Raw genomic sequence first — 23,982 nt, 5'->3', positions numbered from 1 at the left:
TATCCGACACTCACGCCTGCGCCGCCCCATCGCGATGCCTGAGCAGGCTTGCCACGCTCCCGGCGATCGCCGCGGCTGCGGCGATCGCGAGGCCGCAGCGCACGGCCGCAGGCGTCGCCATCGCGCCGAACAGCAGGCTCATGAGCAGGCTGCCGAGCGTCAGGCCGGTGAGCCGCGCCGTGCCTTGCGCGCCGCCTGCGGCACCGCTGCGCTCGCGCGGTGCGGCGAGCAGCATGTTCTGGTTGTTGGGCGTCTGGAACAGGCCGAAGCCGAAACCGGCCAGGCTGGTGAAAGCCGACAGGGGCAGCGCGGAGCCGCCATGTAGCGGCCACATCGCGCAAAGCCCCAAGCCCGCCGCGAGGCAGGCGGCGCCAGCCGCGCATAGCAGCGCCGTCGGCACCTTCTGCGCGAGTCGCGCCGACAGGGGCGCTGCCAGCATCACCGCAACCGGCCAGGGAGTCATCCACAAGCCCGTGGCCGCGGGGCCCTGCCCCAGGACGTGCTGCAGGTAGAACGAGAGGGCCACGAAGCCGGCCATCTGCGCGGTGAAGCAGCAGACGGATGCGACGATCGACGCCCGGAACGACGGCACGCGCAGCAGGTCCAGCGGCACCAGCGGCGCTGCCTTGCGCCGCTCGCGCCGGACAAGCGAGACCGCGCAAGCCAGCGACAGCGCATAGAGCGCGATGCCTTGCCAGGGATGCGGCGCCAGCCGGTCGCTCGCGAGCACGAACGAGGCGAACAGCGTCGCATTGAGCGCCACGCTCCCGCCGTCGATACGCTTGCCGGAAGGCTCAGGGCGCGGCAGCCAGCGGCAGGCCGCGAGCACCAGCGCGCCGATCGGCAAGTTCGCTGCGAACAGCCAGGGCCAGCCGGCCACGGACAGGACGAAGGCTCCAAGGGCGGGGCCAGTTGCCGTCGCACCCGCGACGGCCAGGGCGTTCCACGAGATCGCCCGCGCGAGCATCGCGCGCGGGTAGGTGAAGCGCAACAAGGCCAGGCCCAGCGGCATGACCGCGGCGGCGCCCAGCCCTTGCAGGCAGCGCGCGGCAACGAGCAAAGGCAACGTAGGCGCCAACGCGCACAGCAGGGACGCAGCTGTGAACAGTGCCACGCCGCCCACGAACACGCGCCGGTAGCCCAGCGAATCGCCGAGCGCGGAAGCGGGCAGCAGGAACATGACCACCGCGAGCTGGTAGGCCGTGGTGATCCAGACCGCATCGGCCGGTGCCGCGTGCAGGCTGGCGGCCATGGCGGGGAGTGCGACGTTGGCGATCGATCCGTCCAGCACCACGAGGATGCCGGCGCCCAGGATGGCGGCCACGGCCGCGGCGCGGCATCGGCAGGCCGTCGGCGTCGCTTTTTACGTCGGGACTGCGTAGTTCGGGGGAAAAGGCGAGGGAAGGAAGGGTGGAGGCAGGCATGGGCGGCGGGAGGAGGAAGCGCTGGATGGCGCCCGGCCAGATTAGGGCGAGGGTCCTCAACGGCCCAGAGCGCGGCGCGCAAGGTGTTCCTGCACGCCGCGCCTGTCGCCACGGCCCGCGTCCGTGCTAGCTTCGGGCATGCAGAACGCCGATTTCAACCTGCTGATCGCGCTGGACGCCCTGCTCTCCGAAGGCGGCGTGGCGCCCGCGGCCGAACGCATCGGCCTGAGCGAATCGGCCATGAGCCGCACGCTGGCACGCCTGCGCGAGGCGACCGGGGATCCCCTGCTGGTGCGCGCCGGCCGCGCGATGGTGCTCACCCCGCATGCGGCCGCACTGCGCGACCGGGTCCGCACGCTGGTGCAGGAAGCGCAGGGCGTGCTGCAGCCGGGCGGCGACAGCCTGGATCCGCGGACCCTGCAGCGCACCTTCACCATCCGGGCCAACGACGGCTTCATCGAAGGCTTCGCGCACGGCCTGGTGGCTCGCGCGGCGCAAGAAGCCCCGGGCGTCCGCCTGCGCTTCGCCCCCAAGCCGGACAAGGACGTGCGGCCGCTGCGTGAAGGGCTGCTGGACCTGGATATCGGCGTCCTCGGCGAATCCGGCCCGGAGGTGCGCGTCCAGGCCCTCTTTCGCGACCGCTTCGTCGGTGTCGTGCACGAAGCGCACCCGCTGCTCGCCGAAGGGCAGATCACGCCCGAGCGCTACGCCGCCTGCGGCCACGTGGTCACTTCGCGCCACGGGCAGAAGGAGGGCCCGGCCGACGAAGCGCTGGCGGCCCTGGGCCTGGCGCGCAACGTCGCGGTGATCGTCCCGAGCTTCAATGCGGCGCTGGCCATTGCCGCCGCCACCGACCTGGTGGCCTTGATTCCCTCTTCCTATTTCGAGCACCTGCGCTCACGCGGCACCCTGCGCGCCTTTCCGCTGCCCTTGCCCACCAACGAGATCACCGTCTCGCAGATGTGGCATCCGCGCGTGGACCGCGATCCGGCGCATCGGTGGTTGCGGGGGATGGTGGTGGATTTGTGCCGGCCGCTAAATTCGTGACCATCACGGGCCGGGTGTCAAAAGCCTACAGTTCGCTGATCTTCCAGTTGCCGTAGATATTCACAAACACGACGGAGCCAATGGTTCCGTTCTCCGTCGATACCCAGCCGGACTTCATCTGGTCGTTTCCCCATTCGATCGACATTTCCTTCGTGGCATTCCCCATGCTCGCCAGTTCGGCGTCGGAGAGCTTGTCCAGCAACGGCTTCCATTTCGATTCGGCAATGCCAACGAGGCACGCAGCGAGCATGGCGCGGTCGGCCTTCAGCAGGGCCGACGTGAACATCGACCAGGTCTTTTCTGGCGAAGACAAGGCAGGATCCGGCGGTTTGGCCGACAGTGCCAAGTGCTCCGTCAGCGTCTCGCAGAGGGACCGCCTGTGTGGATTGCTACGCTCCTCGCCTGCCAGATAGGCGGCGAGTTCCTTCCGGTACCAAGGCTTGTCAGCGAACTTTGCAATCGCCTCACGATTTTGACGTAGCCACGCGGCATAGGTTTCGGCGCTGTTTGTCGAAAATTGGGGGTCCGCCGCGCTGCACGATTGGTACACCATGTGCATGTATCTGATGCCGGCTTCTGCCCTGGTCTCGTCCACAGAGAGCGCGTAGGTGGACGGCAAAAGGCACGCTGCGACGACGACAACAAATTGCCAAAGTCTTGCGCGCCGCGTCGATGTCTTGGGTCTCATGTCCGCTTCCAGGCCAGGATCACCCACGAACACCTACCCTTCGGACAGACGCGCCACCGCAACCAAGCCGCGCGATCCGTCGGAAAAACTGCGTTCCTCGCAGCGGACGCGAGTTCCAGGAATGAATTCCCAACGCTCGTCTTCTGGCATGGCCCCACCTAGCACGAACTCACCGTCGGCCACCTCCTCGGCTGGCACAGCACGCCACACCGCGGATCCTTCGCGAACAAGTGCAACGTAGATCATGGCCTGATTTTGGAATGGATTCGGCGACGGTGGCGATGCGCTCCAACGTGTCCGAGTCGACCGACCTGCTATACCGATGCGTCCCGAAACGCCCTCAACACACTGTTGATGCGCGTTTGGTAGCCTGGCCCTTGCGCCTTGAACCACTCTAGGACGTCCTGGTCTACGCGCAATGAGATTGATGCCTTGGAGGGAAGAGGCTGCAGCCCACGCCTCACTACTCCGCGAACGATGTGCTTGACGTCCGCCTCGGGATGCTCGGCGGTCGTAGAGGGCTTGCCAGCCTTCAGGCGGTCCCAATCAGTCTTGGATTTCACTGAAGTAGATTTGCGCTTCGCGCTTTGTGGCTTGTCGGAACGAGATGATGCGGATTTCACTTTCACTCTCCGTATGAACGACTGAGACGGGAATGCCGGCAAGCAGGCCCAGAGTCACAAAGCGCTGCTCACCGTAGGAGAACCGATCGTCTTCGAATGTGAAAGTCACGCCCTCAAACACCAAAAGTGCATCAACAAAGTCGAGCCCATGTGCCTTGACGTTCGCCGCGCGCTTTGCCTCGGACCAGGTGAACCCCATCGCCTCAGTGTATATACACGGTGTAGTGACGTCAACCGACTGCCTCAGCGGTGTAGCGCGATGTAGGCCGCGCCCCGCGGTTGACGATGTACCAGCCCCCTGGACAGCTTTCCATGTTCCCATGCTACCGTGTCACTCCACTCGCAAGGAACCACGATGCCGCGCCCGATCCTCGATGAATCCAGCATCCATGCCGCCATCCGCGCGAAGATCGCCGGCTGGAACCACGGCATCGTCGATGAAGTCAAGGCGGCAGCGGCCGCCAACGACGTCCTGGTGGTCGGGATGAAGCAGAACCCGTTTCCTGCCAAGGCGCGCAAGGCACTCGATGCCATCGGGCAGCCGTTCAAGTATCTCGAGTACGGCAGCTACTTCAAGATGTGGCGTCCGCGCAGCGCCTTGAAGATGTGGACCGGCTGGCCGACCTTCCCCATGGTTTTCGTCAAAGGCGTCCTGGTCGGCGGATCGAGCGAACTGCAGGCACTCATAGCCAGCGGCGAATTGAAGTCCATGCTGCACTGACGCCATGGACGCCGACATCCAATCCGCTGAATTCCGGGCCCGGTTCACCCGCGCACTGGCGGAGGCCGCGAAGCACGCGGGCGCGCTGGCGAGCTTTGCGCCCCCCAGCGGGCTGGAAGCCGCGCCTGCCAGGCTCGTGGACTGCCTCCGGGCCCTGGACGGCGACCTGACGCGGCTCGGTTTGCGGCCCAAGGAGCATCACCGGGAGCGGCACCGCCTGCTCCTGGTGCTGGCCGAATCGCCGCTGGCCCGCGAAGATGCGCTGTTCCTCTTCGATACCCTGGCGCGGTGGCACCACGGCCACGAGGCCCAGTTGGGCATCGAGCTGGTAGCACGTGCGCTGCGGCACAAGACCTGGCGCGACGAAGCGATCGCAAGGCACCCGGGTCTCTTCGCCGCGGCACGCAACCGTCCACTCTGGCCGCGCGATGCGCTCGCCAGCTTCGCCGACACATGGCGCGGGCGAATTCCTGACGAGACCGACGAATCGGCACTCACGACCGTGCGCCAGCTGAAAGCATTGCCCTGGAAACCCGGCGCGCCGGACGTGGACGAAGCATTTTTTTTCGCCCTGCGAACCCGCTCGCCTTGCATCCTTCGCGCGTTCATCCGCGAGTTCCCCGAGGAGATGGCGCGGCGCAGCGGCGGCCTCACGGTGCTGCACCGCGCGGCTTGCGCGGACCGCTCGACGGCGAACATCGCCGTGCTGGTCGAAGCCGGCGCCGATCCGCATGCGTGCAACGACGAAGGCGAAACGCCCTTGCAATACGCCCTTCGCGAAGGCTGGAAAGAGAGCGCGCAGGCCTTGCAACGCTACGAATAGCCATGGCCCCTGGCTGGCGCAGTGACAGATTCCTGTCAGCCCCGCCCCCCTCTGTTCAGGGGGTGCGCAACTTCCGCACCACATCTAAAGTCGATGACGCTCCGTCCCCAACCCCGTCATGTCATCGAACGCAACCGCGCCCCAGGCGTTCCTTCTGCTGCGCAAGATCAATGGCCAGGTCGTCACCACCGTCGGCCCGGCCAGCGACATCGAAGACACCTTCGACGCGATGGGCTATGAGTACCTGGGCTCGTTGATCGACGCGAACCTGCCCGGGCCGCTGCAGGGCGCTCCGCGCTTCGCGGGCCTGGCCGGCCCGAGGCTGGAGGGGGAGGCCCTCCTTTACGTGGCTTTCGGCACGACAGACTGACCGGGCGCCGTCCTGCTATAGTGGGCCTGTGCGTTCCATGAGCATCATGACGATCACCATGATTACCACGCCCTCCCGGGGCGAGGTGGTCGTGCATCGCAGTTAGCGCACTCATCACCCAACCCCGCCAAGCGGCCGGGGTTGCAGCGTTTTCTCCCCCTCCCCCGCGAGGCAGACAGGAGAAAACGGAAATGCAAGCACCTCTCGCCCCTCCGCCCGCACTGCGTGCCGGCTTGCTGGGCTTCGGCGTGGTCGGCTCCGGCACCCACGGCGTGCTCGCGGCCAATCGCGACACCATCCGGGCGCGCGCCGGCTGCGCCATCGAACTCGCCGTGGTGGCCACCCGCAACGCCTCGCGCGCACGCGCGGCCATGGAGGACGGCATCGAGGTGCTGACGGACCCGATGCAGGTGGCGCGCCACCCGGGCGTGGACGTCGTCATCGAAGCCATCGGCGGCACCACCGACGCGCGTGACTGCGTGCTGGCCGCCATCGCCGAGGGCAAGCACGTGGTCACCGCCAACAAGGCGCTGCTGGCGATGCATGGCGAGGAGATCTTCGCCGCCGCCAGCGCGCGCGGCGTCACGGTGGGCTTCGAGGCGGCCGTGGCCGTGAGCATCCCCATCGTGAAGGCGCTGCGCGAAGGGCTGGTGGCCAACGAGATCGAGTGGCTCGCCGGCATCGTCAACGGCACCAGCAACTACGTCCTCACCCAGATGGCCGCGGCCGGACGCAGCTACGCCGACGCCCTGGCCTCGGCCCAGTCGCTGGGTTATGCCGAGGCCGACCCGGCGCTCGACGTGGGCGGCGGCGACGCCGCACACAAGCTCGCGCTGCTGGCGGCCATGGCCTTCGGCGGCCCGCCGCGGCTGGACGCCGTGCACGTGGAAGGCATAGCCACGCTGCAGGCCGTGGACTTCCTGCACGCCGCGCGCTTGGGCTACGCCGTCAAGCTGCTGGCCGTGGCGCGGCGCAGCGGCGACGAACTGCAGCTGCGCGTACACCCCGCATTGGTCCCGCGCGAGTCCCTGCTGGCGCGCGTCGACGGGCGCATGAACGGCATCATGGTCAAGGGCAACGCCGCGGGCGTCACCATGTACTACGGCGCGGGCGCCGGATCGAGCGAGACGGCGTCGGCCGTGGTCGCCGACCTGGTGGACCTGGCGCGCGCCGTGCGCGGCGGCGGCCAGGTGCGCGTTCCGCCCTTGGGCTTCTGGGAAGGCGTGCCGCAGCCGCGCGCCGCCAGCCTGGGTGACACGCGCCTGCGCAACTACCTGCGCGTGGAGTTGCTGAATGCGGATTCGGCGGTCTTGGTGCTCGAGGCACTCAGCCGGCACCATGTGCCGGTGATCAAGGGAACGCAATCCCGCAACACCTTCGTCGTCCTGAGCGGCGAAGTCCTGGAATCCGCCATGGCGGCGGCCCTCCGGGAGATCGAAGGGATGCCAGGTGTGCAAGCGCTGACGCGGTTGCGGGTGGAACAACTCGAATAGCTGGAGAACGGCATGCGCGTGAAGTTCACTGCCTTGGCGATGTCTGCTCACCGACTCCGCTCATGCCCCCGCACCTGCGTCGGCGCAAACCCGAACCTCTCCCGGAACCGCACCGCAAACCGCGAGGGCGACTCGTAGCCGACCTGCAGCGCGATGTCGGACACGGGCCGCGTGGTCGCCTGCAGCAAGGTCAGCGCCGCGGACATCCTGGCGTCCACCAGCAACTCCGCGAACGTGGTTCCTTCCGCGGCCAGGCGGCGCCGGCAGGTCGCCTCGGACATGGCCAGCTCGCTGGCAACGCCTTGGGTGGTCCATGCTGCGTCCAGGCGGTTCGCGACGAGGTCGCGGACTGCGACGGAGACCGCCGACTGGGGCGACCGGCTCTGGAACACGATGCCCAGCTCCAGCAACCAGTGCATCACCTCCAGCATGCGTTGCCGCGCGATCGGAACGGGCGTCGAGGAAGCAGGCCCCAGCGCCTCCGAGGCACGCTGGAAGGCGGCGGTCAATGCATCGGGAACCTGTTCGAGCAGGCGCGCCGGGGACGACGAAGCCTGCAAGGCGCTCGCCCTGCTCCGCCAGTACGCATCCCCCTCCAGCGCAGGATCGAACACCAGCCACCGCGCTTCGTAGTTCGCGCCGTCGGCAACCGTGTTCTTGAAATCCACCGCCTGGTTGCCGGCCAGCGCGATCGCCTGTCCCGGCCGCGCGCGCACGGGGGCGCCCCGCTCCGGCCGGACCTCCTTGACGCCCTGGGTGACCAGGATCAGGACCGGATGCTCCACCCGCATGCGCAGGATCTGCAGGCTGCTCGATTGCAGGATGTGCGCCGCGATGCCCACGTCCGCCAGGGCGTGGAGTTCCCGGGCCAGCGCGGAGGGGTCGGTTGCGGGACGCACGCCGGCCAGTCTAACCAGGCATGGGCTGCAGGTCCGGGTCGCCGGCGGCCATCGCGCGCTGGTAGGCAAGCCGCTCGCCGATCCGCCGCAGCCAGCCCCGGATGTTCACGTACGGTCCCAGGTCCATGGGCAGGAACAGCCGCATCGTGGTGAACGACACGACCGTCATCACGTCGGCAGCAGTGAATTCGGAGCCGGCGAGATACGGCGCCTGCCCCAGCCTGCTTTCCACGAGGCGCAGGCAGCGGTCCAGCCGCCCCTGGACGGCCGCCTGCACGGGATGGCCGGCCGGCAACTGCAGGCGCTGGAAGAACATCAGCCGGCCGATCGCCGGCTGCAGGTTGCCATTGGCGAAGTGGAACCAGAAGAGGAACTGGGCGTAGTCGGCGTCGCCGACGCCCGGCTTCAGCCGGCCGCTGCCGTGCACCGCGATGAGGTACTCCACGATCGCCGCCGACTCGGCGAGCTTCAACTCGCCGTCCTCGATGACCGGGGCGGCCTCCATCGGGTGCAGCGCCTGCAGTTCAGGCGGCGCCAGCCGCGTGACGGGATCGCGCTCGTAGCGCACCAGGCGGTAAGGCAGGCCCAGCTCCTCGCAGAGCCAGACGATGCGCTCGGACTGGGAGTGGCCCAGGTGGTGGATGGTGATCATGGGCAGGGAGTCTAGGAACTGCCCCGCCGCCGCGGTGTGCGCAGCCGGTCGGCTTTGGTGCCGATCCGATCAATCGTCAGCGCGCCTTTCCGGTATCGGCATCGATCACGACGACGCGCATTTCGCCTGCCGCGCTCAGCACGCGGACGCGCCAGACCACCTTGTTTTCCAGGTCGATGCCATGCTCCACCGCCAGCACGCGGCCCGGGGCCGTGCGTTGCGCCAGGGAAACCGCTTCGTCACGGCTGACGGCGGCCCAGGCGGCGGGCAACAGGAAACCCAGCGCCAGGAAGAAGGCAACGCTGGAGCGGGCAAGGCGGGTCATGGAGGCTCCTTGGTGAGGTTGCGTCCACGATAACGCGCGCTCCATGAACGATCGATGAACGGCGCCTCCTCACGATCCCGCCGGCGGCCGGTCCGCCTCGGCAGTCGCCTCCAGCAGCGCACGGTACTTCGCATCGGCGCGATGGCTCGCCATGACGATCGCCGCCGTCCGCGTGACGAGTTCGGCCAGCTCCCGGTCGGCCGCTGCGGGCTCCCGGGGCGTGCGAAAGTACATCGCGAAGGTGCCGATCGCCAGCCGCTCGCGCGTCTGGATGGGGAACGACCAGCAGCCACGGTCGCCGGCCGGATCGAGCTCAGCCTCCGGCATGTCGCCCGCGCCGCGCACCGGGTGCAGCTGCGCGCCAGCCGCGTCGGCCATGTAGAAAGCCGTGCGCGCTTCGCCCTGCGTTTCCTCCGCGACCATGCGCGCCAGGATCGCAAGCGACTCCTGCATGGGCGCGCCACGCACGACGGCCTGCAAGGCCTCGTTCTGCCGGCGCGTGCGTTCTGCACTCGTGCTGAGCCCGAGCAGGAAGCCCTGGCGCGCCTCGCTGGCCTGCAGGACCGCCTCGGCCTTCGCGCGTTCGACGGCAGCCCAGGTGCGCTCGGCGGTCTCTTCGAGCAGCGACACCTCCGCGTCCGTCCACTGGCGGGGCGCCGTCTGGTGCAGGCTGACGATCGCACGCACGCGCCCCTCCTTGACCAGCGGCACGCCGACGGCGGCGCCGACCTGGATGGCATCGAAATTCGGGCGCGCCTTGGCGGAGACGAGGGGATGGTCCCGCACGTCGTGGATCACCACCGTCTGGCCCGCGAGGTACCACGCCGCCATGTCGGCGTCGAAGTCCGAGAACTTCACGTGCCCCTCCAGCGGGAAGGTGCCCTTGCTGAACCCGGGGCCGATCGCGAGCGTGTCGCCGTCGTCCTGCGCGTCACCGTAGAAGGCGCGGTTCACCTTCATGTGCGTGCCGAGCACCTGCATGGCGGCCTGCTGGATCGCGATCGGGTCGCGCAGCGGGCGCAGCGCGTCGCTCAGGCGCAGCAGGAAGGCCTGCCGCATCTCGGCGAGCTTGCGCTCGGTGATGTCCTCGTACAGCGCGTTGAACCGGTCGCCGCCGGAAGGATAGAAATCGGTCTCGAACCAGGCACCCAGCGCAGCCGCTTCGTGCTCGATGTGCTCACGGCGGTTCAGGCGCACCACGCGGTCGGCGGTGTCGATCCAGGACCGTTCGATGCCGGGGAGGAAGTCGAGCACGTCGCGGCCCCGGCAGGCGGCGGCGGGCAAGCCGGTCAGCCGCTCCCACGCCGGGTTGGCGTCGAGCACCCGGTAGGAGACCGCGCGTCCCTGGTCGTCGCGCACGATCTCGCACTCGCTGTAACCCTGCCTCATCGTCTCGAAGAGCGTGCGGAAGCGGAGCTCGCTCGCGCGCAGCGCGGCGTCCACGCGCGCGCGGTCGACCACCGCCTGCACCCGCGCCAGCAGTTCGCGCGGCGAGAACGGCTTGGCGATGTAGTCGTCGGCGCCCGCGAGCAGGCTCTCGATGGCGGCCGCCTCGCCCGCCCGCGCCGTGACCAGCACCACGGGCGTGTGCCGCAGTTCGCGGTCGGCGCGCACGCGGCGCAGCAGCTCGAAGCCGTCGATGCCCCCCATCATCACGTCGGCCAGCACCGCCTGCGGGCGCAAGCGATGGATGGCGGCCAGGCCTGTTTCGCCGTCGCTGGCGGTCTCGACGACCCAGCGGCCACCGAGCAGGCGCTGCAGGTAGCGGCGCATGTCGGCGTTGTCGTCGACCACGACGATCGCACCCACCGGTTCGACAGCAGGCGCAGCGGACCGCCCACCGGACTGGGCCACCAGGTCGTGCAGCACGCCGGCGGGCGCGTCGTCCTCGACCCAGCGCGCCGCCTGGTCCGCCAGGTCGGCCGCCAGGTCGGACGCCGCGCGTGGCACGGGGTCCGGCTCGGCGCCGGCCTGCATGCGGTAGGACTTGTAGGGCAGCCAGACCATGAACTCCGAGCCGCAGCCCGAGCGGCTGCGCACCCGCACCTGGCCGCCCATGCGCTGGACGAGGTCCTGCACCATCGACAGGCCGATGCCCGCGCCCTCGGACGTGCGGGCACGCGCGCCGCGCACGCGATGGAAGCGCTTGAAGACGTTCCCCAGTTCACTCTCGGCGATGCCGATGCCGGTGTCCGACACCACCAGCTCCGCGTGCAGCTTCAGGGCGCGCAGCTTCACCGCGATCTCGCCCTCGAACGTGAACTTCAGCGCGTTCGAGACGAGGTTGGACACGACGGTGGTCCACATCTCGGGATCGACCGGCACTTCGAGCAGCTGCTCGTCGAACTCCATCCGCAGTTGCAGGCCCGCGGCGCCGATCGCGCTGCGGAAGTGGCTCACGACCTCGGCCGTCAACGTGCGCAGGTCCAGCGGCGCCAGCCGGGCGGGCTTGCGCCGCGATTCCGCCTGCGAGAAGTCGAGCAGGTTGGTCACGAGCGCGAGCAGCCGCCGGGCGTTGCGGACCGCGACGTCCACGTCGGCGGCCAGGCTGGCGGGCAGGCTGTCCTGCCGGCGCAGCAGCTCCTCCAGCGGCGCGAGCAACAGCGTGAGCGGCGTGCGGAATTCGTGGCTGACGTCGGCGAAGAACAGCATCTTCTCGCGGTCAAGCGCGGCGAGGCGCTCGCGCCGCTCGCGCTCGAGTTCGGTCGCGCGGCCCTGCCCGATGCCGGCCGCCAGCTGCACCGCGACGAGATCCAGGAAGGCGCGATAGCCCTCGTCGAACTGCCGGTGCGGACTGAGCCCCAGCACCATCACGCCCACGGGCGGCTCGTCGGCCGACGCGCGCAGCGGCCGCAGCAGCGCCGACTGCGGCGGCAGCGCGCCCTCGCGCGCCAGGGGCACCGGCGGCAGGCCGGCGCAACGGTTCGCGAGGTCGGACAACAGCACTTGCGCGTCCGGAACGCTGCCGAGGACCGCCAGCAGCGGCCAGGGCGTGCCCACGTCCAGCGGGAGCAGGTGCGGCGCGCAGGCCGCCCCAGGTGCCACGCCCGCTGCCGCTGCGAGCACGCCCTGGCGGCGCTGCGCATCGAGCAGGTAGAACAGCGCGAAGGGCAGGTCCTGCGGGTCGCTGCCCAGTGCCGTGGCGGCGCGCTCGCAGGCGTCGCGCATGCCCTGGGCGGCAGCCAGCTGGGCGCCCAGCGTGCGCAGCGCCTGCAGCCGCCGTTCGGCCACCACGTAATGCGTGGTCTCCCAGACGTTGTGGTGGACGCCCAGGACCGCGCCCGCGGCATCGCGCACCGGCGCATAGGAGAAATCGGCAAACACCTCTTCGACGTACTCGTCGCGCTGCACGAGCAGCAGGTAGCCCTTGCCGGCCTCGGCGACGCCCGTGGCCATCACGCGCGCGACCATGGGGCCGATGTCGTGCCAGACCTCGGGCCAGCTCGCGGCCGCCGGCCCGCCCAGGGCCTGCGGGTGCTTCCGCACGCCCAGGAAGACGCGCCAGGCGTCGTTGTAGACCTGGGTCAGCTGGGGCCCCCACCACAAGGCCTGGGGGTTGGACGCGTCCATGATGGTGCGCGCCGGGATGCGCAGCGCCTCCGGCCAGTCGACCGCCGGCCCCAGCGGCGTGCGCGACCAGTCGACCTCGCGCGCGCGTGCCGCCATCTCGCCGTGGTCGCCGAACACGCGGCGCACCGCCTCCACTTCAGAGCGCATCTCGCGGCGCGGCGTGCGCGTGAGCAATTCGCCGACGAGGTGGCCCAGTTCGCCCAGCGGGATCACGATGCTCGCGGAACCGGCGGCGATGGCGGACGCCGGCATCGCCGGGTACTCGGCGCTGGCCTCGCTCTGCACGACGACCTGGCCGCCCGCACGGTGCAGCTCCAGCGCGCCCGCCGCGCCGTCGTTGCCCATGCCCGTGAGCACCACGCCGATCGCGCGGCTCGCGAAGCTCTGCGCGACGGAGCCGAGGAAGCGGTCCAGCGGCTTTTCGAGGGCGCCGCCCTCGCAGGGCGACAGCTGGCAGCTGCCATCGGGAAGGATGTCCAGGAACTGCCGCGGCGGGCACAGCAACAAGCGGCCCGCTGCCAGCAGCGACCCCTGCCGCGCCCACACCACCTCGAATGGCGCGCGTGCGAACACCTGGTCCAGCACGGAGTCAGGCGCGAGGTGGAAGGCCGCGATCAGCGGCACGCTGAAGCCCGGCGGCAAGTCGCGCAGCACCTGCAGGCCGGCCGGGCCGGCGCCCGCCGAGCCCACGAGCGCGACGACGTCGAAGTCGCCGGTCTCGATGCTGGGGAGGTGGGATGGGCGATCCATGGTGCTCAACCGGCACGGGCGGGCAGTCGAGCGCAGTATGCGCTTCGCCCCCACGAGGGGAAAGGCCTGGAGTCGCTACAGAGCGGGCGCGCCGCGGGACGCCCGCCGCCGGCCTCAATGCAGCACGGGTTGCTCGCCCAACTGCGCGCGCAGGCGGCGCGCGCTCTCCTGCAGCCGGCTGACCTCCGCGATGGCGGCTTCGACCCGCTCCGCCGGCGCGCCGGCCTGCTGGAGGTCGAAGGCGCGCTCGAACGCGCGTTCGGTACTCCTGTCGATCGCCGTGAGCTGCGAGCGGAGGGGGGCAAAGTTGATGATGGATTCGTTGGTCATCGAAGTCTCCCGGCGGAAGCGCCGATGGACGCAGTGTCGGCTCGCCCCGCCGGCCGATCCTGTAGGTCAGACGCTGATCCGTCCCCGGAAGCCTCTTGCCGCGTAGTAGGACTCCGCGCCGTTGTGATACACGAACACCTGGCCATAGCGGCGATCGCAAAAGAGCGCGCCATCGAGCGAGCGCACTTCCGGGGGCGTGAGGACCCAGCTGGAAGTTTTCGTGTCGAACTCCCCGATCTCCTGCAGCGCCCGGTACTGGCCTTCGGTGAGGAGCTCGATGCCCATCGCCGCCGCCTCTTCGACGGCGCTGCTGCGCGGCTTGTTCTCCTTGCGCGCGCGGCGCGCTTCGGGGTCGTAGCAGCAGCTCCTGCGGCCGGCGGGACTCTGGGCCGAGCAGTCGCAGAACACGAAGCGCTGGCCGTCCTGCGCAATGACGTCCGGCTCGCCACCCGTGTCCTCCATGGCCTGCAGGGAGCGCAGCGCGTCCGGTTGCGAGGCCAGGTTCGCCAGCACGTCCTTCCAGGCGAGGCCGCGGTGGCGATGCATGTGCGTTTCGAAACGTGCCTGCAATGCGGACAGCAGCGTGTCCCAGTCTCCCGCACTCATGCGTCCTCCTGATGCGAAGTCACGGTTATACGTGGGGGGCACAGCGAAAGGCTGCGGGTTGCTCCCGTCGGCGCGGCGGCTGCGCTTGGGCAGAATCGCACGTCGAAGGAATTCGTTCGCGTCCATGAAGAACTCTGCGCAGTTGCTGTCCACACTGAAGGACTGGCGTGCATCGGCGGCTTGCCTGGCGGCGGGCCTGCTTCTGTGGTTTGCCTGGCTGTACCCGCTGCTACCGAGGACGCGCAACGGTTGGATCGCCGCGTTCGTGTTCGGGACCGTAGTCATCGTCTTCGCCGCCCTGGCGACCTTCCTCATCTTCTGGCTGGGCGAGCGCACCCGTTTCGTTTTCCTGTGCAAGGTCGCCGCGGTCGTCCTCGCCCTGGCTTTGGGAGCGGCCATCCTTGCCGCCGCCTACTGGCAGCAGCAGTTCCTGAGGCAGGACTTCGGGTACTTCGAATCGCGATAGCGTACGCTTGCGAACAGGCCAGCCAGGCGCGGCGCATTGCACGGCCTGGGATCTTCCAACTGCGAGGTTCGAACAATGAAAGTCACCGGCGCCTGCCACTGCGGGCAAATCACCTACGAAGCCGAAGTCGACCCGGAGCGCAGCGGCATCTGCCATTGCACCGACTGCCAGGTGCTGACGGGCACGGCGTACCGGGTCTCGATTCCGACGCTGCCCGGCACCTTCCGCCTGCTCACCGGCAAGCCGAGCGTCTACCTCAAGACCACCGCCGACAGCGGCGCCAGGCGCCGGCACGCTTTCTGCCCCAACTGCGGCTCCCCGGTGTACGCGAGCGCCGACGAAGACAACCCGTCCACGCGCGGCGTGCGCGTGGGCGGCCTGGCGCAGCGGGAGCAGCTGGCGCCCAGGCGCCAGATCTGGTGCCAGTCCGCGCTGCCGTGGTCGCAGGACATCGCGGACTTGCCAGGCGTTCCCAAGCAATAGCGCTCAGTCGATCTTCGCGCCCGACTCCTTGACGGTCACGCCCCAGCGCGCGATGTCCTCGCGGATCAGCTTCGCAAACTGCTCCGGCGTGCCGCCGAGGACGTCCGCGCCCTGCGCGTCCATCTTCCTCTTCAACTCCGGGTCCTTCAGCGCCTTGTCGATGTCGGCGTTCAGCTTCGTGACCATGTCCTTGGGCAGGCCCGCCGGGCCCAGGATGCCGAACCAGGTCACAGCCTCGAAGCCCTTGTAGCCCGACTCGGCGACGGTCGGCACCTGCGCCAGGTCGGCCACGCGCTGCAGCGAGGTCACCGCCAGCGGCCGCATCTTGCCGCTCTTGATGTGCGGCAGCAGCGTGGGAATGGACGAGACGTACAGCTGCACCGCGCCGCTGATCACGTCGGTCGCGCCCTGCGACGCGCCCTTGTAGGGAACGTGCGTGAGCTGGATGCCGGCGACCCTCTCGAAGGAGACGGTGGCCAGGTGCGCCACCGTGCCGTTGCCGGACGAAGCGAAGTTGATGCTGCCGGGATGCGCCTTCGCTTCCTTCACCACGTCGGCCAGCGTGTGGAAGGGCGAGTTGGCGCTGGCGACGATGACCAGCGGCGAACTGGCGACCAGGGCGACCGGCGTCAAGTCCTTGGCGGGCGAATAGGGCAAGTTGGTGTACAGGCTGGGCGCGATCGCCAGGTTGCTGGTCTGGCCCATGACGAAGGTGTAGCCATCGGGCGCCGACTTGGCCGCGGCGTCGACACCCAGGTTGCCGCCGGCGCCCGGCTTGTTGTCGATGACGAAGTTGTAGCCGGCCAGCTTGTTCGCGAGCTCGCGCGCGAGGATGTCCGTGCCGCCGCCCGCCGGGAAGGGCACGACCAGCCAGATCGGCTTGGCCGGCCAGGCCTGGGCAAAGGCGGTGGAAGCCAGGGAAGCGGCGGCGAAAGCGAGGGCCGCCCGGCGTGAAAACTGCATCGTTGTCTCCTTGTGTGCCGCGAATCTAGACGCACGTTGCGCTGGCTACAATTCCGTTTCACACAGCGAACCCCGGTGCGACATGCGAAACACACCCAAGGATGATGCCGCGGGCGCCGAAGGCGGCGTGACCGCGGTGACGCGGGCGCTTTCCCTGATGGAAGCCTTCGAGGTCGGTGAGTCCTCGCTGAGCCTGGCCGAACTGAGCCGCCGCTCCGGCATGCACAAGACCACGGCGCTGCGCCTCGCGCGCACGCTCGCACTTTCGCAGTACATGGTGCAGACCGACGACGGCCAGTGGCGCCTGGGCCCCGCGGCCGGCTGGCTGGGCGCGCGCTACCAGGCGGGCTTCGACGTCAACCGCGTGGTCGAGCCCGCGCTGCACCAGCTGGTCAAGGAGACCGGCGAAAGCGCGTCCTTCTACGTGCGCGAAGGCGACATCCGCTCCTGCGTGGCACGCGTGGAAGGGCCGCAGTCGGTGCGCCACAACGTGCGCATCGGCGAGCGCCTGCCGCTGAACAAGGGCGCGCCGGGCCGTGTGATCCTCGCCTTCAGCGGCGCCGCGGGCGAGCCCTACGAGTCGATCCGCGAGCGCGGCTGCCACATCTCCCTGGGCGAGCGCGAGGCCGAGGTCGCCAGCGTGGCGGCGCCGGTGTTCGGCCTCAACTGGCGGCTGCTGGGCTCGATGTGCATCTCGGGCCCGAGCTCGCGCCTGACCAAGCCCAAGCTCGAGAAGCACGCCAAGCTCGTCATCCGCGCCGCGAACCAGCTCTCCTACGCGCTGGCGGGCAGCCGCTCGGCGGCGACGCCGCCGGCGTTGTCACGCTGGCATCCCTGAGAGGGCGAGCCCGCTTCCGCCGCGGCCAGGCGGTACAGGATCTGCCGCATCATCAGCCCCGGCTTGTCGGGCGCGAAGTTCAGGTCGAACTGCGGCTGGCTGTCGTTGCGAACCACGTCCAGGATCCATTCGAGCGCGTCCACGTCCTCCTGGTAGGCCTTGGCCGAGGACTCGTACAAGTGCGCGTCGGCGGCCGCGTCGTCCAGCTTGAAGTTGCGGCTGCAGAACCACCAGTAGTGGATGGCGCCGTTGCTCTCCGGCGTGAAGATGTGCGTGATGTTGAAGCGGTAGGTGCGCGGCGCGCCGCTGGCGTCGTTGTTGTCCACGATGCGCGCGTAAGCCGTGTGCAGCGCCGGCGAGACGAAACGCGCGTCGGAGAAACGGTCCACGGGCCGGCCCGTGAGGCCGGTGGGCACGCCGTAGACGCCGGGCGGCGGCGAATTGCGCAGCTCGCGGTCGATGATGACCATGTCGCCCTCCTCGCGCACCTTCAGCTTCGAGCGCGCGTATTCCGGCGTGCCGATGGCGCCCGGGTGCAGGAAGGGAAAGTGCGTCTGGTCCAGCAGGTTCTCGTGCATGGCGACGTAGTCGCTCTCGATGTGGAAGCCGCCGGTGACGGACTTCCATTCGGCGCTGTCCAGCCAGCTGGTGTCCGGCACCTTGGCCTCGTCGGCATGGTCCGGGTCGCCCATCCAGATCCACACCAGCGGGCCGCGTTCCGCCGTGGGGAAGCTGCGCACGCTGGCGTTGGTCGGCGTGATCGGCATGGCCGGCATGCTGACGCAGCGGCCCGAGGGATCGAACTGCATGCCGTGGTAGCCGCACACGAGCACGTCACCCACCAGCTTGCCCTTGGCCAGCGGGAAGGAACGGTGCGGACAGCGGTTGCGCACCGCCACCACTTCGCCGGCCAGCGTGCGGTACAGCGCGACGTCCACGCCCAGCAGGCGGCGGCTGATGATCTCGCGGCCCACTTCGGCGGCGCGCGCGGCCACGTACCAGCAGTTGCGCACGAGCGGCGTGGCGTGGTCGGCGATACCGCCCAGCATGATCTCGTTCATGGTGATTCCTTCAAGAAGGTGTCAGGCGTCGAGCACGAGCTCGCCGCCGCGCGTGCGCGACACGCAGATGCATAGCGTCTCGCCCGCGGCCTTTTCCTCGGCGGACAGGTAGCGGTCGTGGTGTTCGATGGCGCCATTGCAGGAGACGACGGGCAGCGGGCACAGGCCGCATTCGCCGCGGCGGCAGTCCCACAGCACCGGCACGCCTTCGTTCAGGAGCGCGTCGAGGATGCTGGTGTCGGCGCCCACGTGCACCGTGCGGCCGCTGCGGCGCAGGCGCACCTCGAAAGGCGTGGCGACGCCGGAGAAGCCGGCGCCGAACATCTCGCTGCGCACGCGCGCCGGCGCCCAGCCCAGGCGCGCCGCCGCAGCCTGCGTGGCTTCGATCATGCGGGCCGGCCCGCAGACGTAGACGGTCGTGCCTTCCGCTTGCTCGCGCAGCAGCGCTTCCAGGTCCGGATGGCCTTGCGTGTCGCTGTAGTGGAAGCGCACCCGCTCGCCGGCCAGCTGCGCCAATTCGCCGTGGTAAGCCATGCCCTCTGCGTTGCGGCCCGCGTAGAAGACGCGGAAGTTCCGCTGCCTGCGCACCAGGCTGCGCGCCATCGAGAAGATGGGCGTGATGCCGATGCCGCCCGCCAGCAGCAACACGTTCGCATCGCGGCGGTCCAGCGGGAAGTTGTTCAGCGGCGGGCCGATGCGCAGCCGCGTGCCCACCTCGAAGCTGGCGTGGATGTGCGCCGAGCCGCGCGCATGGTCTTCGCGCTGCACCGCGATGCGATAGGTGTCGCGCGCATCGTCCGCGAGGTCCTGGCCGCCCACCAGCGAGTAGTGGCGCACGATCAGGCCGCGCTCGGCCGACATCGTGTGCAGCGCCACGTGGGCGCCGGCTGTGTACTCCGGCAGCGGCGCACCGCCAGCGGAGCGCAGCAGGAATTCGCGCACGCGCGGCGTCAGCTGGCGGATGCCCGCCACCACGACTTCGAAGTTGCCCTGGGCCATCGCGCCGTCCTCAATCCAGGCGGATGCCGGACTTCTGGATCAGCGGGCCCCAGTCGGCCACTTCCTTGTCCATCAGCTTCGCCATGTCGGCGCTCGACATCGTGTAGGGCTCGTAGGTGAACAGGGCCAGCTTCTGGCGGATGTCGGGCGACTGCATCGCCTTGGCGATCTCGGTGTTCAGGCGCTGGACGATTTCCTTCGGCGTGCCCTTGGGCGCCAGCAGGCCGTTCCAGCCGCTGACCGACCAGTCCTTCGGGCCGCCGGCTTCGGCGGCGGTCGGCACGCGCTCGTAGCCGGCGATGCGCTGCGGGCCGGCCACCGCGAGGAAGCGGACCTTCTTCGCCTGCAGCATCGGGCCGGCCGACACGGCGGAGCCGATCGCCCAGTCGGTCTCGCCACTGGCTACGCCGGCATAGAGCTGCGTCGACTCCTTGTAGGGCACGTGGCGCATGTGCGTGCCGGTGGCCGCTTCCAGCAGCAGGCCGCCCAGGTGCGCGGGCGTCGCGATGCCCCAGGAGCCGTAGGTGACGGCGTCCGGCCTGGCCTTGGCGGCGGCGACCAGGTCGCCCATCGTCTGCCACCTGGAAGTGGCGGGCACCACGACGAAGAAGTAGTTGCGCACCAGCGGCGTGACCGGATCGAAGTCCTTCGTCGCGCTGTAGGGCAGCTTGGCAAACAGGTGCGGTTGCGTGCCGATGTGGTAGCTGTCCATCTGCACCAGCGTGTAGCCGTCGGCCGGTGCCGCCTTCGCGGCCTGGAAAGCGATGAAGCCGCTGCCGCCCGGCTTGTTCTCGATGATGACCGGCTGGCCCAGCGCAACGGTGAGCTTCTCCGACAGTGCGCGCAGCAGCACGTCCGGCCCCTGGCCCGGCGGGAAGGGGGTGACGATCTTGATCGGCTTCGCCGGCCAGGCCTGCGCGCCGGCAGCGCCGGCCAGGCCCTGCAGCGCGGCCAGCGCCAGCAGCGAGAGAAGCATGCGCTTCCGGTTCATCGGTGTCTCCTGGGTCTTGTGAAGCGCCAGTTTATTGATGCCGATCAAAGTCAATTAGACTGATTTCTGGTTTTCAGTTGACGCTTTTCAGAATCAATGGACGTCACCACCCACATCCGCACCTTCACCGCCGTGGTCCGCTGCGGCGGCTTCTCCGAGGCGGCGCGCCAGCTGGGCGTGGTGCCTTCGGTGGTGGCCAAGCGCATCGCGCAGCTGGAAGGCGAGCTGCAGGCGCGCCTGTTCGAGCGCACCACCCGCAAGGTCACGCTCACCGAGGCCGGCGACCGCTTCTACGCGCGCGCCTCCGGCGTGGTGGCCGAGTTCGAAGACCTGCTCGCTTCGGTGCGGCGCGACGAAGGCAAACCCGAAGGCCACCTGCGCGTGATGGCGCCGACGACGCTGACGCTCGAGCAGCTGGGCCCGGTGTTCTGCGCCTTCCTGGCCGCCCACCCGGCGATCACGATGGAACTCGCGCTGGTCGACCGCTCGGCCAACCCGGCGGAAGGCGACTTCGACCTGGCGATCAGCGGACGCGCCGCCACCTACGAGGGAGTCGTCGACATCCCCTTGTGTCCGGTGCGGCCGGTGCTGTGCGCGTCGCCCGCCTATCTTGCGCAGCACGCCGAGCCCGCGCACCCGCGCGAACTGGCCGATCGCGATTGCCTGATGTTCTCCGCCACCGGCACCAGCTGGGCTTTCCAGAGCAGCCGCGGAACGCTGGCCATCGACGTGCACGCACGCCTGCTCGCCGACGACAACCTCACCCTGCTGCATGCGGCCGTCGGGGGACTGGGCATCGCGCTGCTGCCCACCTACATTGCGGCCGATGCGTTGCAGACAGGAAAGTTGCAGCCCGTGCTGCCCAAGTTCGCGCCGCAGGAGAACTGGTTCAAGGCCTACGTGCCGAAGCGCAAGCTGCGGGTGGCCCGGGTCGACGCCCTGCTGCGCTACCTGCAGCAGCACTGGGCGGCCTGAAGAGCCTGACCGCATCAGGGTCTAGGGGCCGCCCATTTCGTCCTGGCTCGGCTGGACGCATCATGCGCAGCATCCTGCACCTGGGAAGGAGGACGACATGGCGATGCTCCAGATCAATGGCAAGCCGACGACCGTCGACGCACCCGAGGACACCCCGCTGCTATGGGTGCTGCGTGACCACGCAGGGCTCACCGGCACCAAGTTCGGTTGCGGCATGGCGCTGTGCGGCGCCTGCACCGTGCACCTCGATGGCCAGCCGGTGCGCTCCTGCGTGACGCCGCTCTCCGCGGCCGCCGGCCACAAGGTCACCACCATCGAAGGCGTGGGCGCAACGCCGGTCGGCAAGTCGGTGCAAGCCGCGTGGCTAAAGGTGGGCGTGCCGCAATGCGGCTACTGCCAGGCCGGCCAGATCATGAGCGCCTGCGCGCTGCTGCAGGCCAAGCCCAAGCCCAGCGATTCGGACATCGAAGGCGCGATGAGCGGCAACATCTGCCGCTGCGGCACCTACACGCGCATCCGCAGCGCGATCAAGCTCGCCGCCGGCGTGCAGGAGGAGCGCGCATGAACACCGCCCTCGCCTCCGCGCCCGCCAGCGTCAGCCGGCGCACCCTGCTGAAGGGCATTCCGGCCACCGGCCTCGTCCTCGCCATCGGCCTGCCGTGGACCGGCAGCGCCCAGGAGCCGCAGAAGTACGGCGGCGACGGCATGCCGCACGGGCTGCGCGACAGCCCGCTGGTCTTCGTCTCCATCGCGCCGGACGGCATCGTGCGCATCGTCTGCCATCGCGGCGAGATGGGGCAAGGCGTGCGCACCAGCCTGCCGAAGATCGTGGCCGACGAGCTGGAGGCCGACTGGAAGCGCGTGCGCGTCGTCCAGGCCGAAGGCAACGAGGAACGCTACGGCAACCAGGACACCGACGGCTCGCGCTCCACGCGCCACTGGTTCGAGCCGCTGCGCCGCAGCGGCGCCGCCGCCCGCCAGATGCTGGAGCAGGCCGCCGCCGAACGCTGGAAGGTGCCCGTGAGCGAAGTGGAGGCGCGCAATCACGAGGTCGTCCACAAGCCCAGCGGGCGCAAGCTCGGTTACGGCGCGCTGGCCGTGGCCGCCGCCAAGCTGGACGTGCCCACGAATCTCAAACTGAAAGATCCTTCGCGCTTCCGTTACATCGGCAAGACCGACACCTTCCTCACCGACGGCCAGGCCATCGTCACCGGCAAGACGCAGTACGGCATCGACACGCGCCTGCCCGGCATGGTCTATGCCGTCATCGCGCGGCCGCCGGTGCTGGGCGGCAAGGTGAAGTCGGTCGACACGTCCGAAGCCGAGAAGGTGCCCGGCGTCCTCAAGATCTTCCAGCTGGAAGGCACGCCGCCGCCTTCGGAGTTCCAGCCGGTCGGCGGCGTGGTCGTGGTGGGCAAGGACACCTGGGCCGCGATCAAGGCGCGCCGCGCGCTGAAGATCGAATGGGACGATGGCCCGCACGGCAGCTACGACTCCGAGGCCTTCCGCGGCGAGATCGAACAGGCGGTGCTGAAGCCCGGTGGCAAGGTGGTGCGCAACGATGGCGACGCGATGGCGGCGCTGGCCTCCGCCGCGAAGCGCGTCGAGGCGGACTACTACGTGCCGCACTACGCGCACGCGTCGATGGAATGCCCGGCAGCGGTCGCCCGCATCCAGGGCGGCGCCTGTGAAGTCTGGGCGCCGACGCAGTCACCGCAGGCCGCACGCGACCGGCTGGCCAAGCGGCTCGGGCTGGCCGAGGACAAGGTCACCGTCAACGTCACCTTGCTGGGCGGCGGCTTCGGCCGCAAGTCCAAGCAGGACTTCGTGCTGGAGGCCGCGCTGGTCTCGAAGGAGATGGGCGGCCAGCCGGTGAAGCTGACGTGGACCCGCGAGGACGACCTGCACAACGACTACTTCCACGCCGTATCGGCGCAGCACGTGGAAGCGGGGCTCGATGCGAACGGCAAGGTCGTGGCCTGGCTGCAGCGGACCTCCGAGCCGACGATCATCTCGATCTTCGCGCCGGACCCGAAACAGCTGGCGCCTTTCGAGCTCGGGCTGGGATTGGTGGGCCTGCCCTATGCCATCCCCAACGTGCGCATCGAGAACCCGGCGACCACGGCGCATACGCGCATCGGCTGGCTGCGCTCGGTCAACAACATCCAGCATGCCTTCGCCTCGCAGTCCTTCGTCGCCGAGATCGCGCATGCGCTGGGCAAGGACCACAAGGACTACCTGCTGGAACTGCTGGGGCCGGACCGGCAGATCGACCCCGGCAAGATCGGCGAAGGCTGGAACCACGGCGAGTCGCCGCAGCGCTACCCGATCAACACCGGGCGGCTGCGCCAGGTGGTGCTGAAGGCGACGCAGGAAGCGGGCTGGGGCAGGAAGCTGCCGGCGGGCCAGGGGCTCGGGCTGGCGGCGCACTACAGCTTCGTCAGCTACATCGCCGCGGTGGTGCACGTGGAGATCAGCCCCAAGGGCGACATCGTGATCCCGCGCGTCGACGTGGCGGTCGACTGCGGACCGTCGGTGAACCCGGACCGCGTGCGCTCGCAGATGGAAGGCGCCTGCATCATGGGCCTGAGCCAGGCGGTGCTGAGCGAAGTGACCTTCAAGAACGGGCGGGCGCAGCAGGACAACTTCCACCAGTTCGAGGTGGCGCGCATGAACATGGCGCCGAAGAAGATCGTCGTGCACATCCTGCCGTCCACCTGGGACGTGCCGCTGGGCGGCGTCGGCGAGCCGGGCGTGCCCGTGATCGCGCCGGCGTTGATGAATGCGATCCATGCGGCGACGGGGAAGCGGGTGCGCTCGTTGCCGCTGCGGAGCCAGTTGACGCCGCCGGTGTGAGTCCGGTCGGGGATCGATGTGGGTTGTAG

Annotated in this window: 26 protein-coding genes; 11 read left to right on the top strand and 15 right to left on the bottom strand. The window is 69.3% G+C overall.

The genetic code is table 11. The features are described 5' to 3' along the window. Positions 1-10: 10 nt before the first annotated feature. Positions 11-1,324, bottom strand: a complete 1,314-nt coding sequence (locus tag HHL11_RS27385) for an MFS transporter (RefSeq protein ID WP_342593291.1) — start codon at positions 1,322-1,324, stop codon at positions 11-13. Between the two features lie 238 nt (positions 1,325-1,562). Between HHL11_RS27385 and HHL11_RS27380 the strand changes: the two genes are divergently transcribed. Beyond that, positions 1,563-2,471 (top strand): LysR family transcriptional regulator, encoded by a 909-nt coding sequence (locus HHL11_RS27380; protein WP_169421776.1) that lies wholly within the window; start codon positions 1,563-1,565, stop codon positions 2,469-2,471. 25 nt (positions 2,472-2,496) lie between these two features. On the opposite strand, the gene HHL11_RS27375 is transcribed toward HHL11_RS27380, so the two are convergent. The 4 genes from HHL11_RS27375 to HHL11_RS27360 form a co-directional block, all read right to left on the bottom strand. Then, positions 2,497-3,159 carry a hypothetical protein gene (locus tag HHL11_RS27375; RefSeq protein ID WP_169421775.1) on the bottom strand — a complete coding sequence of 221 codons (663 nt, stop codon included), beginning with the start codon at positions 3,157-3,159 and terminating at the stop codon, positions 2,497-2,499. A 33-nt stretch (positions 3,160-3,192) separates the two neighbouring features. After that, positions 3,193-3,405: a hypothetical protein gene (locus tag HHL11_RS27370; RefSeq protein WP_169421774.1), complete on the bottom strand. Its 213-nt coding sequence runs from the start codon at positions 3,403-3,405 to the stop codon at positions 3,193-3,195. A gap of 68 nt (positions 3,406-3,473) precedes the next feature. Further along, entirely contained in the window at positions 3,474-3,722 is a 249-nt protein-coding gene (locus HHL11_RS34525; protein WP_342593290.1) for a BrnA antitoxin family protein, read from the bottom strand. Further along, positions 3,706-3,981: a BrnT family toxin gene (locus HHL11_RS27360; protein ID WP_169421773.1), complete on the bottom strand. Its 276-nt coding sequence runs from the start codon at positions 3,979-3,981 to the stop codon at positions 3,706-3,708. Before HHL11_RS27360 ends, HHL11_RS34525 begins: the two co-directional genes overlap by 17 nt. Before the next feature lie 156 nt (positions 3,982-4,137). Between HHL11_RS27360 and HHL11_RS27355 the strand changes: the two genes are divergently transcribed. The 4 genes from HHL11_RS27355 to HHL11_RS27340 all read left to right on the top strand — a co-directional run bounded on the left by HHL11_RS27355 (position 4,138) and on the right by HHL11_RS27340 (position 7,189). Beyond that, entirely contained in the window at positions 4,138-4,503 is a 366-nt protein-coding gene (locus HHL11_RS27355) for a glutaredoxin domain-containing protein (protein WP_169421772.1), read from the top strand. A gap of 4 nt (positions 4,504-4,507) precedes the next feature. Continuing rightward, a complete protein-coding gene (locus tag HHL11_RS34520) occupies positions 4,508-5,326 on the top strand; it encodes an ankyrin repeat domain-containing protein (RefSeq protein WP_240980439.1) in 819 nt (272 codons plus the stop codon). A 118-nt stretch (positions 5,327-5,444) separates the two neighbouring features. Further along, the gene (locus tag HHL11_RS27345) at positions 5,445-5,696 is read left to right on the top strand and encodes a hypothetical protein (RefSeq protein ID WP_169421771.1); all 252 of its coding nucleotides are present in this window, start codon (positions 5,445-5,447) and stop codon (positions 5,694-5,696) included. Positions 5,697-5,887: 191 nt separating this feature from the next. Then, complete coding sequence (locus tag HHL11_RS27340; protein WP_169421770.1) at positions 5,888-7,189, top strand: homoserine dehydrogenase; 1,302 nt, start codon at positions 5,888-5,890, stop codon at positions 7,187-7,189. A gap of 47 nt (positions 7,190-7,236) precedes the next feature. Here the strand turns inward: HHL11_RS27340 and HHL11_RS34885 are convergent, their stop codons facing one another. From HHL11_RS34885 to HHL11_RS27310, 6 genes are all read right to left on the bottom strand, one after another. Beyond that, positions 7,237-8,088, bottom strand: coding sequence for a helix-turn-helix domain-containing protein (locus HHL11_RS34885; RefSeq protein ID WP_169421769.1), 852 nt, complete (start codon positions 8,086-8,088; stop codon positions 7,237-7,239). A 10-nt stretch (positions 8,089-8,098) separates the two neighbouring features. Beyond that, positions 8,099-8,740 (bottom strand): glutathione S-transferase family protein, encoded by a 642-nt coding sequence (locus HHL11_RS27330; protein WP_169421768.1) that lies wholly within the window; start codon positions 8,738-8,740, stop codon positions 8,099-8,101. A 76-nt stretch (positions 8,741-8,816) separates the two neighbouring features. Next, positions 8,817-9,065: a PepSY domain-containing protein gene (locus HHL11_RS27325; RefSeq protein ID WP_169421767.1), complete on the bottom strand. Its 249-nt coding sequence runs from the start codon at positions 9,063-9,065 to the stop codon at positions 8,817-8,819. A gap of 69 nt (positions 9,066-9,134) precedes the next feature. Next, on the bottom strand, positions 9,135-13,385 hold the full coding sequence (locus HHL11_RS27320; RefSeq protein ID WP_169421766.1) for a chemotaxis protein CheB: 4,251 nt from the start codon (positions 13,383-13,385) through the stop codon (positions 9,135-9,137). A 114-nt stretch (positions 13,386-13,499) separates the two neighbouring features. Then, positions 13,500-13,715 carry a hypothetical protein gene (locus HHL11_RS27315; protein ID WP_169421765.1) on the bottom strand — a complete coding sequence of 72 codons (216 nt, stop codon included), beginning with the start codon at positions 13,713-13,715 and terminating at the stop codon, positions 13,500-13,502. A gap of 66 nt (positions 13,716-13,781) precedes the next feature. After that, entirely contained in the window at positions 13,782-14,321 is a 540-nt protein-coding gene (locus HHL11_RS27310; RefSeq protein WP_169421764.1) for a DUF4256 domain-containing protein, read from the bottom strand. Positions 14,322-14,445: 124 nt separating this feature from the next. Between HHL11_RS27310 and HHL11_RS27305 the strand changes: the two genes are divergently transcribed. Together HHL11_RS27305 and HHL11_RS27300 are read left to right on the top strand one after the other, a co-directional pair. Further along, positions 14,446-14,787 (top strand): hypothetical protein, encoded by a 342-nt coding sequence (locus HHL11_RS27305; RefSeq protein WP_169421763.1) that lies wholly within the window; start codon positions 14,446-14,448, stop codon positions 14,785-14,787. A gap of 75 nt (positions 14,788-14,862) precedes the next feature. Next, the gene (locus HHL11_RS27300) at positions 14,863-15,270 is read left to right on the top strand and encodes a GFA family protein (protein WP_169421762.1); all 408 of its coding nucleotides are present in this window, start codon (positions 14,863-14,865) and stop codon (positions 15,268-15,270) included. A gap of 3 nt (positions 15,271-15,273) precedes the next feature. On the opposite strand, the gene HHL11_RS27295 is transcribed toward HHL11_RS27300, so the two are convergent. Further along, positions 15,274-16,233 (bottom strand): Bug family tripartite tricarboxylate transporter substrate binding protein, encoded by a 960-nt coding sequence (locus HHL11_RS27295; protein ID WP_169421761.1) that lies wholly within the window; start codon positions 16,231-16,233, stop codon positions 15,274-15,276. Between the two features lie 82 nt (positions 16,234-16,315). Between HHL11_RS27295 and HHL11_RS27290 the strand changes: the two genes are divergently transcribed. Further along, complete coding sequence (locus HHL11_RS27290) at positions 16,316-17,071, top strand: IclR family transcriptional regulator (protein WP_169421760.1); 756 nt, start codon at positions 16,316-16,318, stop codon at positions 17,069-17,071. Here HHL11_RS27290 and HHL11_RS27285 read toward each other — a convergent pair. The 3 genes from HHL11_RS27285 to HHL11_RS27275 are packed head-to-tail and all read right to left on the bottom strand — an operon-like array spanning position 17,008 to position 20,122. Continuing rightward, a complete protein-coding gene (locus HHL11_RS27285; RefSeq protein WP_169421759.1) occupies positions 17,008-18,132 on the bottom strand; it encodes an aromatic ring-hydroxylating dioxygenase subunit alpha in 1,125 nt (374 codons plus the stop codon). The genes HHL11_RS27290 and HHL11_RS27285 overlap by 64 nt on opposite strands. Before the next feature lie 21 nt (positions 18,133-18,153). Further along, positions 18,154-19,131: a PDR/VanB family oxidoreductase gene (locus HHL11_RS27280; protein ID WP_169421758.1), complete on the bottom strand. Its 978-nt coding sequence runs from the start codon at positions 19,129-19,131 to the stop codon at positions 18,154-18,156. A 10-nt stretch (positions 19,132-19,141) separates the two neighbouring features. Further along, on the bottom strand, positions 19,142-20,122 hold the full coding sequence (locus tag HHL11_RS27275) for a Bug family tripartite tricarboxylate transporter substrate binding protein (RefSeq protein WP_169421757.1): 981 nt from the start codon (positions 20,120-20,122) through the stop codon (positions 19,142-19,144). Between the two features lie 96 nt (positions 20,123-20,218). On the opposite strand from HHL11_RS27275, the gene HHL11_RS27270 reads away from it, so the two are divergent. The 3 genes from HHL11_RS27270 (at position 20,219) to HHL11_RS27260 (ending at position 23,953) form a co-directional block, all read left to right on the top strand. Then, on the top strand, positions 20,219-21,097 hold the full coding sequence (locus HHL11_RS27270; protein ID WP_169421756.1) for a LysR family transcriptional regulator: 879 nt from the start codon (positions 20,219-20,221) through the stop codon (positions 21,095-21,097). 97 nt (positions 21,098-21,194) lie between these two features. Then, positions 21,195-21,662 carry a (2Fe-2S)-binding protein gene (locus tag HHL11_RS27265; protein WP_169421755.1) on the top strand — a complete coding sequence of 156 codons (468 nt, stop codon included), beginning with the start codon at positions 21,195-21,197 and terminating at the stop codon, positions 21,660-21,662. Continuing rightward, the gene (locus tag HHL11_RS27260; RefSeq protein ID WP_169421754.1) at positions 21,659-23,953 is read left to right on the top strand and encodes a xanthine dehydrogenase family protein molybdopterin-binding subunit; all 2,295 of its coding nucleotides are present in this window, start codon (positions 21,659-21,661) and stop codon (positions 23,951-23,953) included. The genes HHL11_RS27265 and HHL11_RS27260 overlap by 4 nt, the downstream gene beginning before the upstream one ends. Positions 23,954-23,982 lie beyond the last annotated feature (29 nt).

Origin of the sequence: Ramlibacter agri, from assembly GCF_012927085.1 — a bacterium.
GTDB lineage: Bacteria > Pseudomonadota > Gammaproteobacteria > Burkholderiales > Burkholderiaceae_C > Ramlibacter > Ramlibacter agri.
This window is presented reverse-complemented; position numbering and strand designations above follow the sequence as displayed.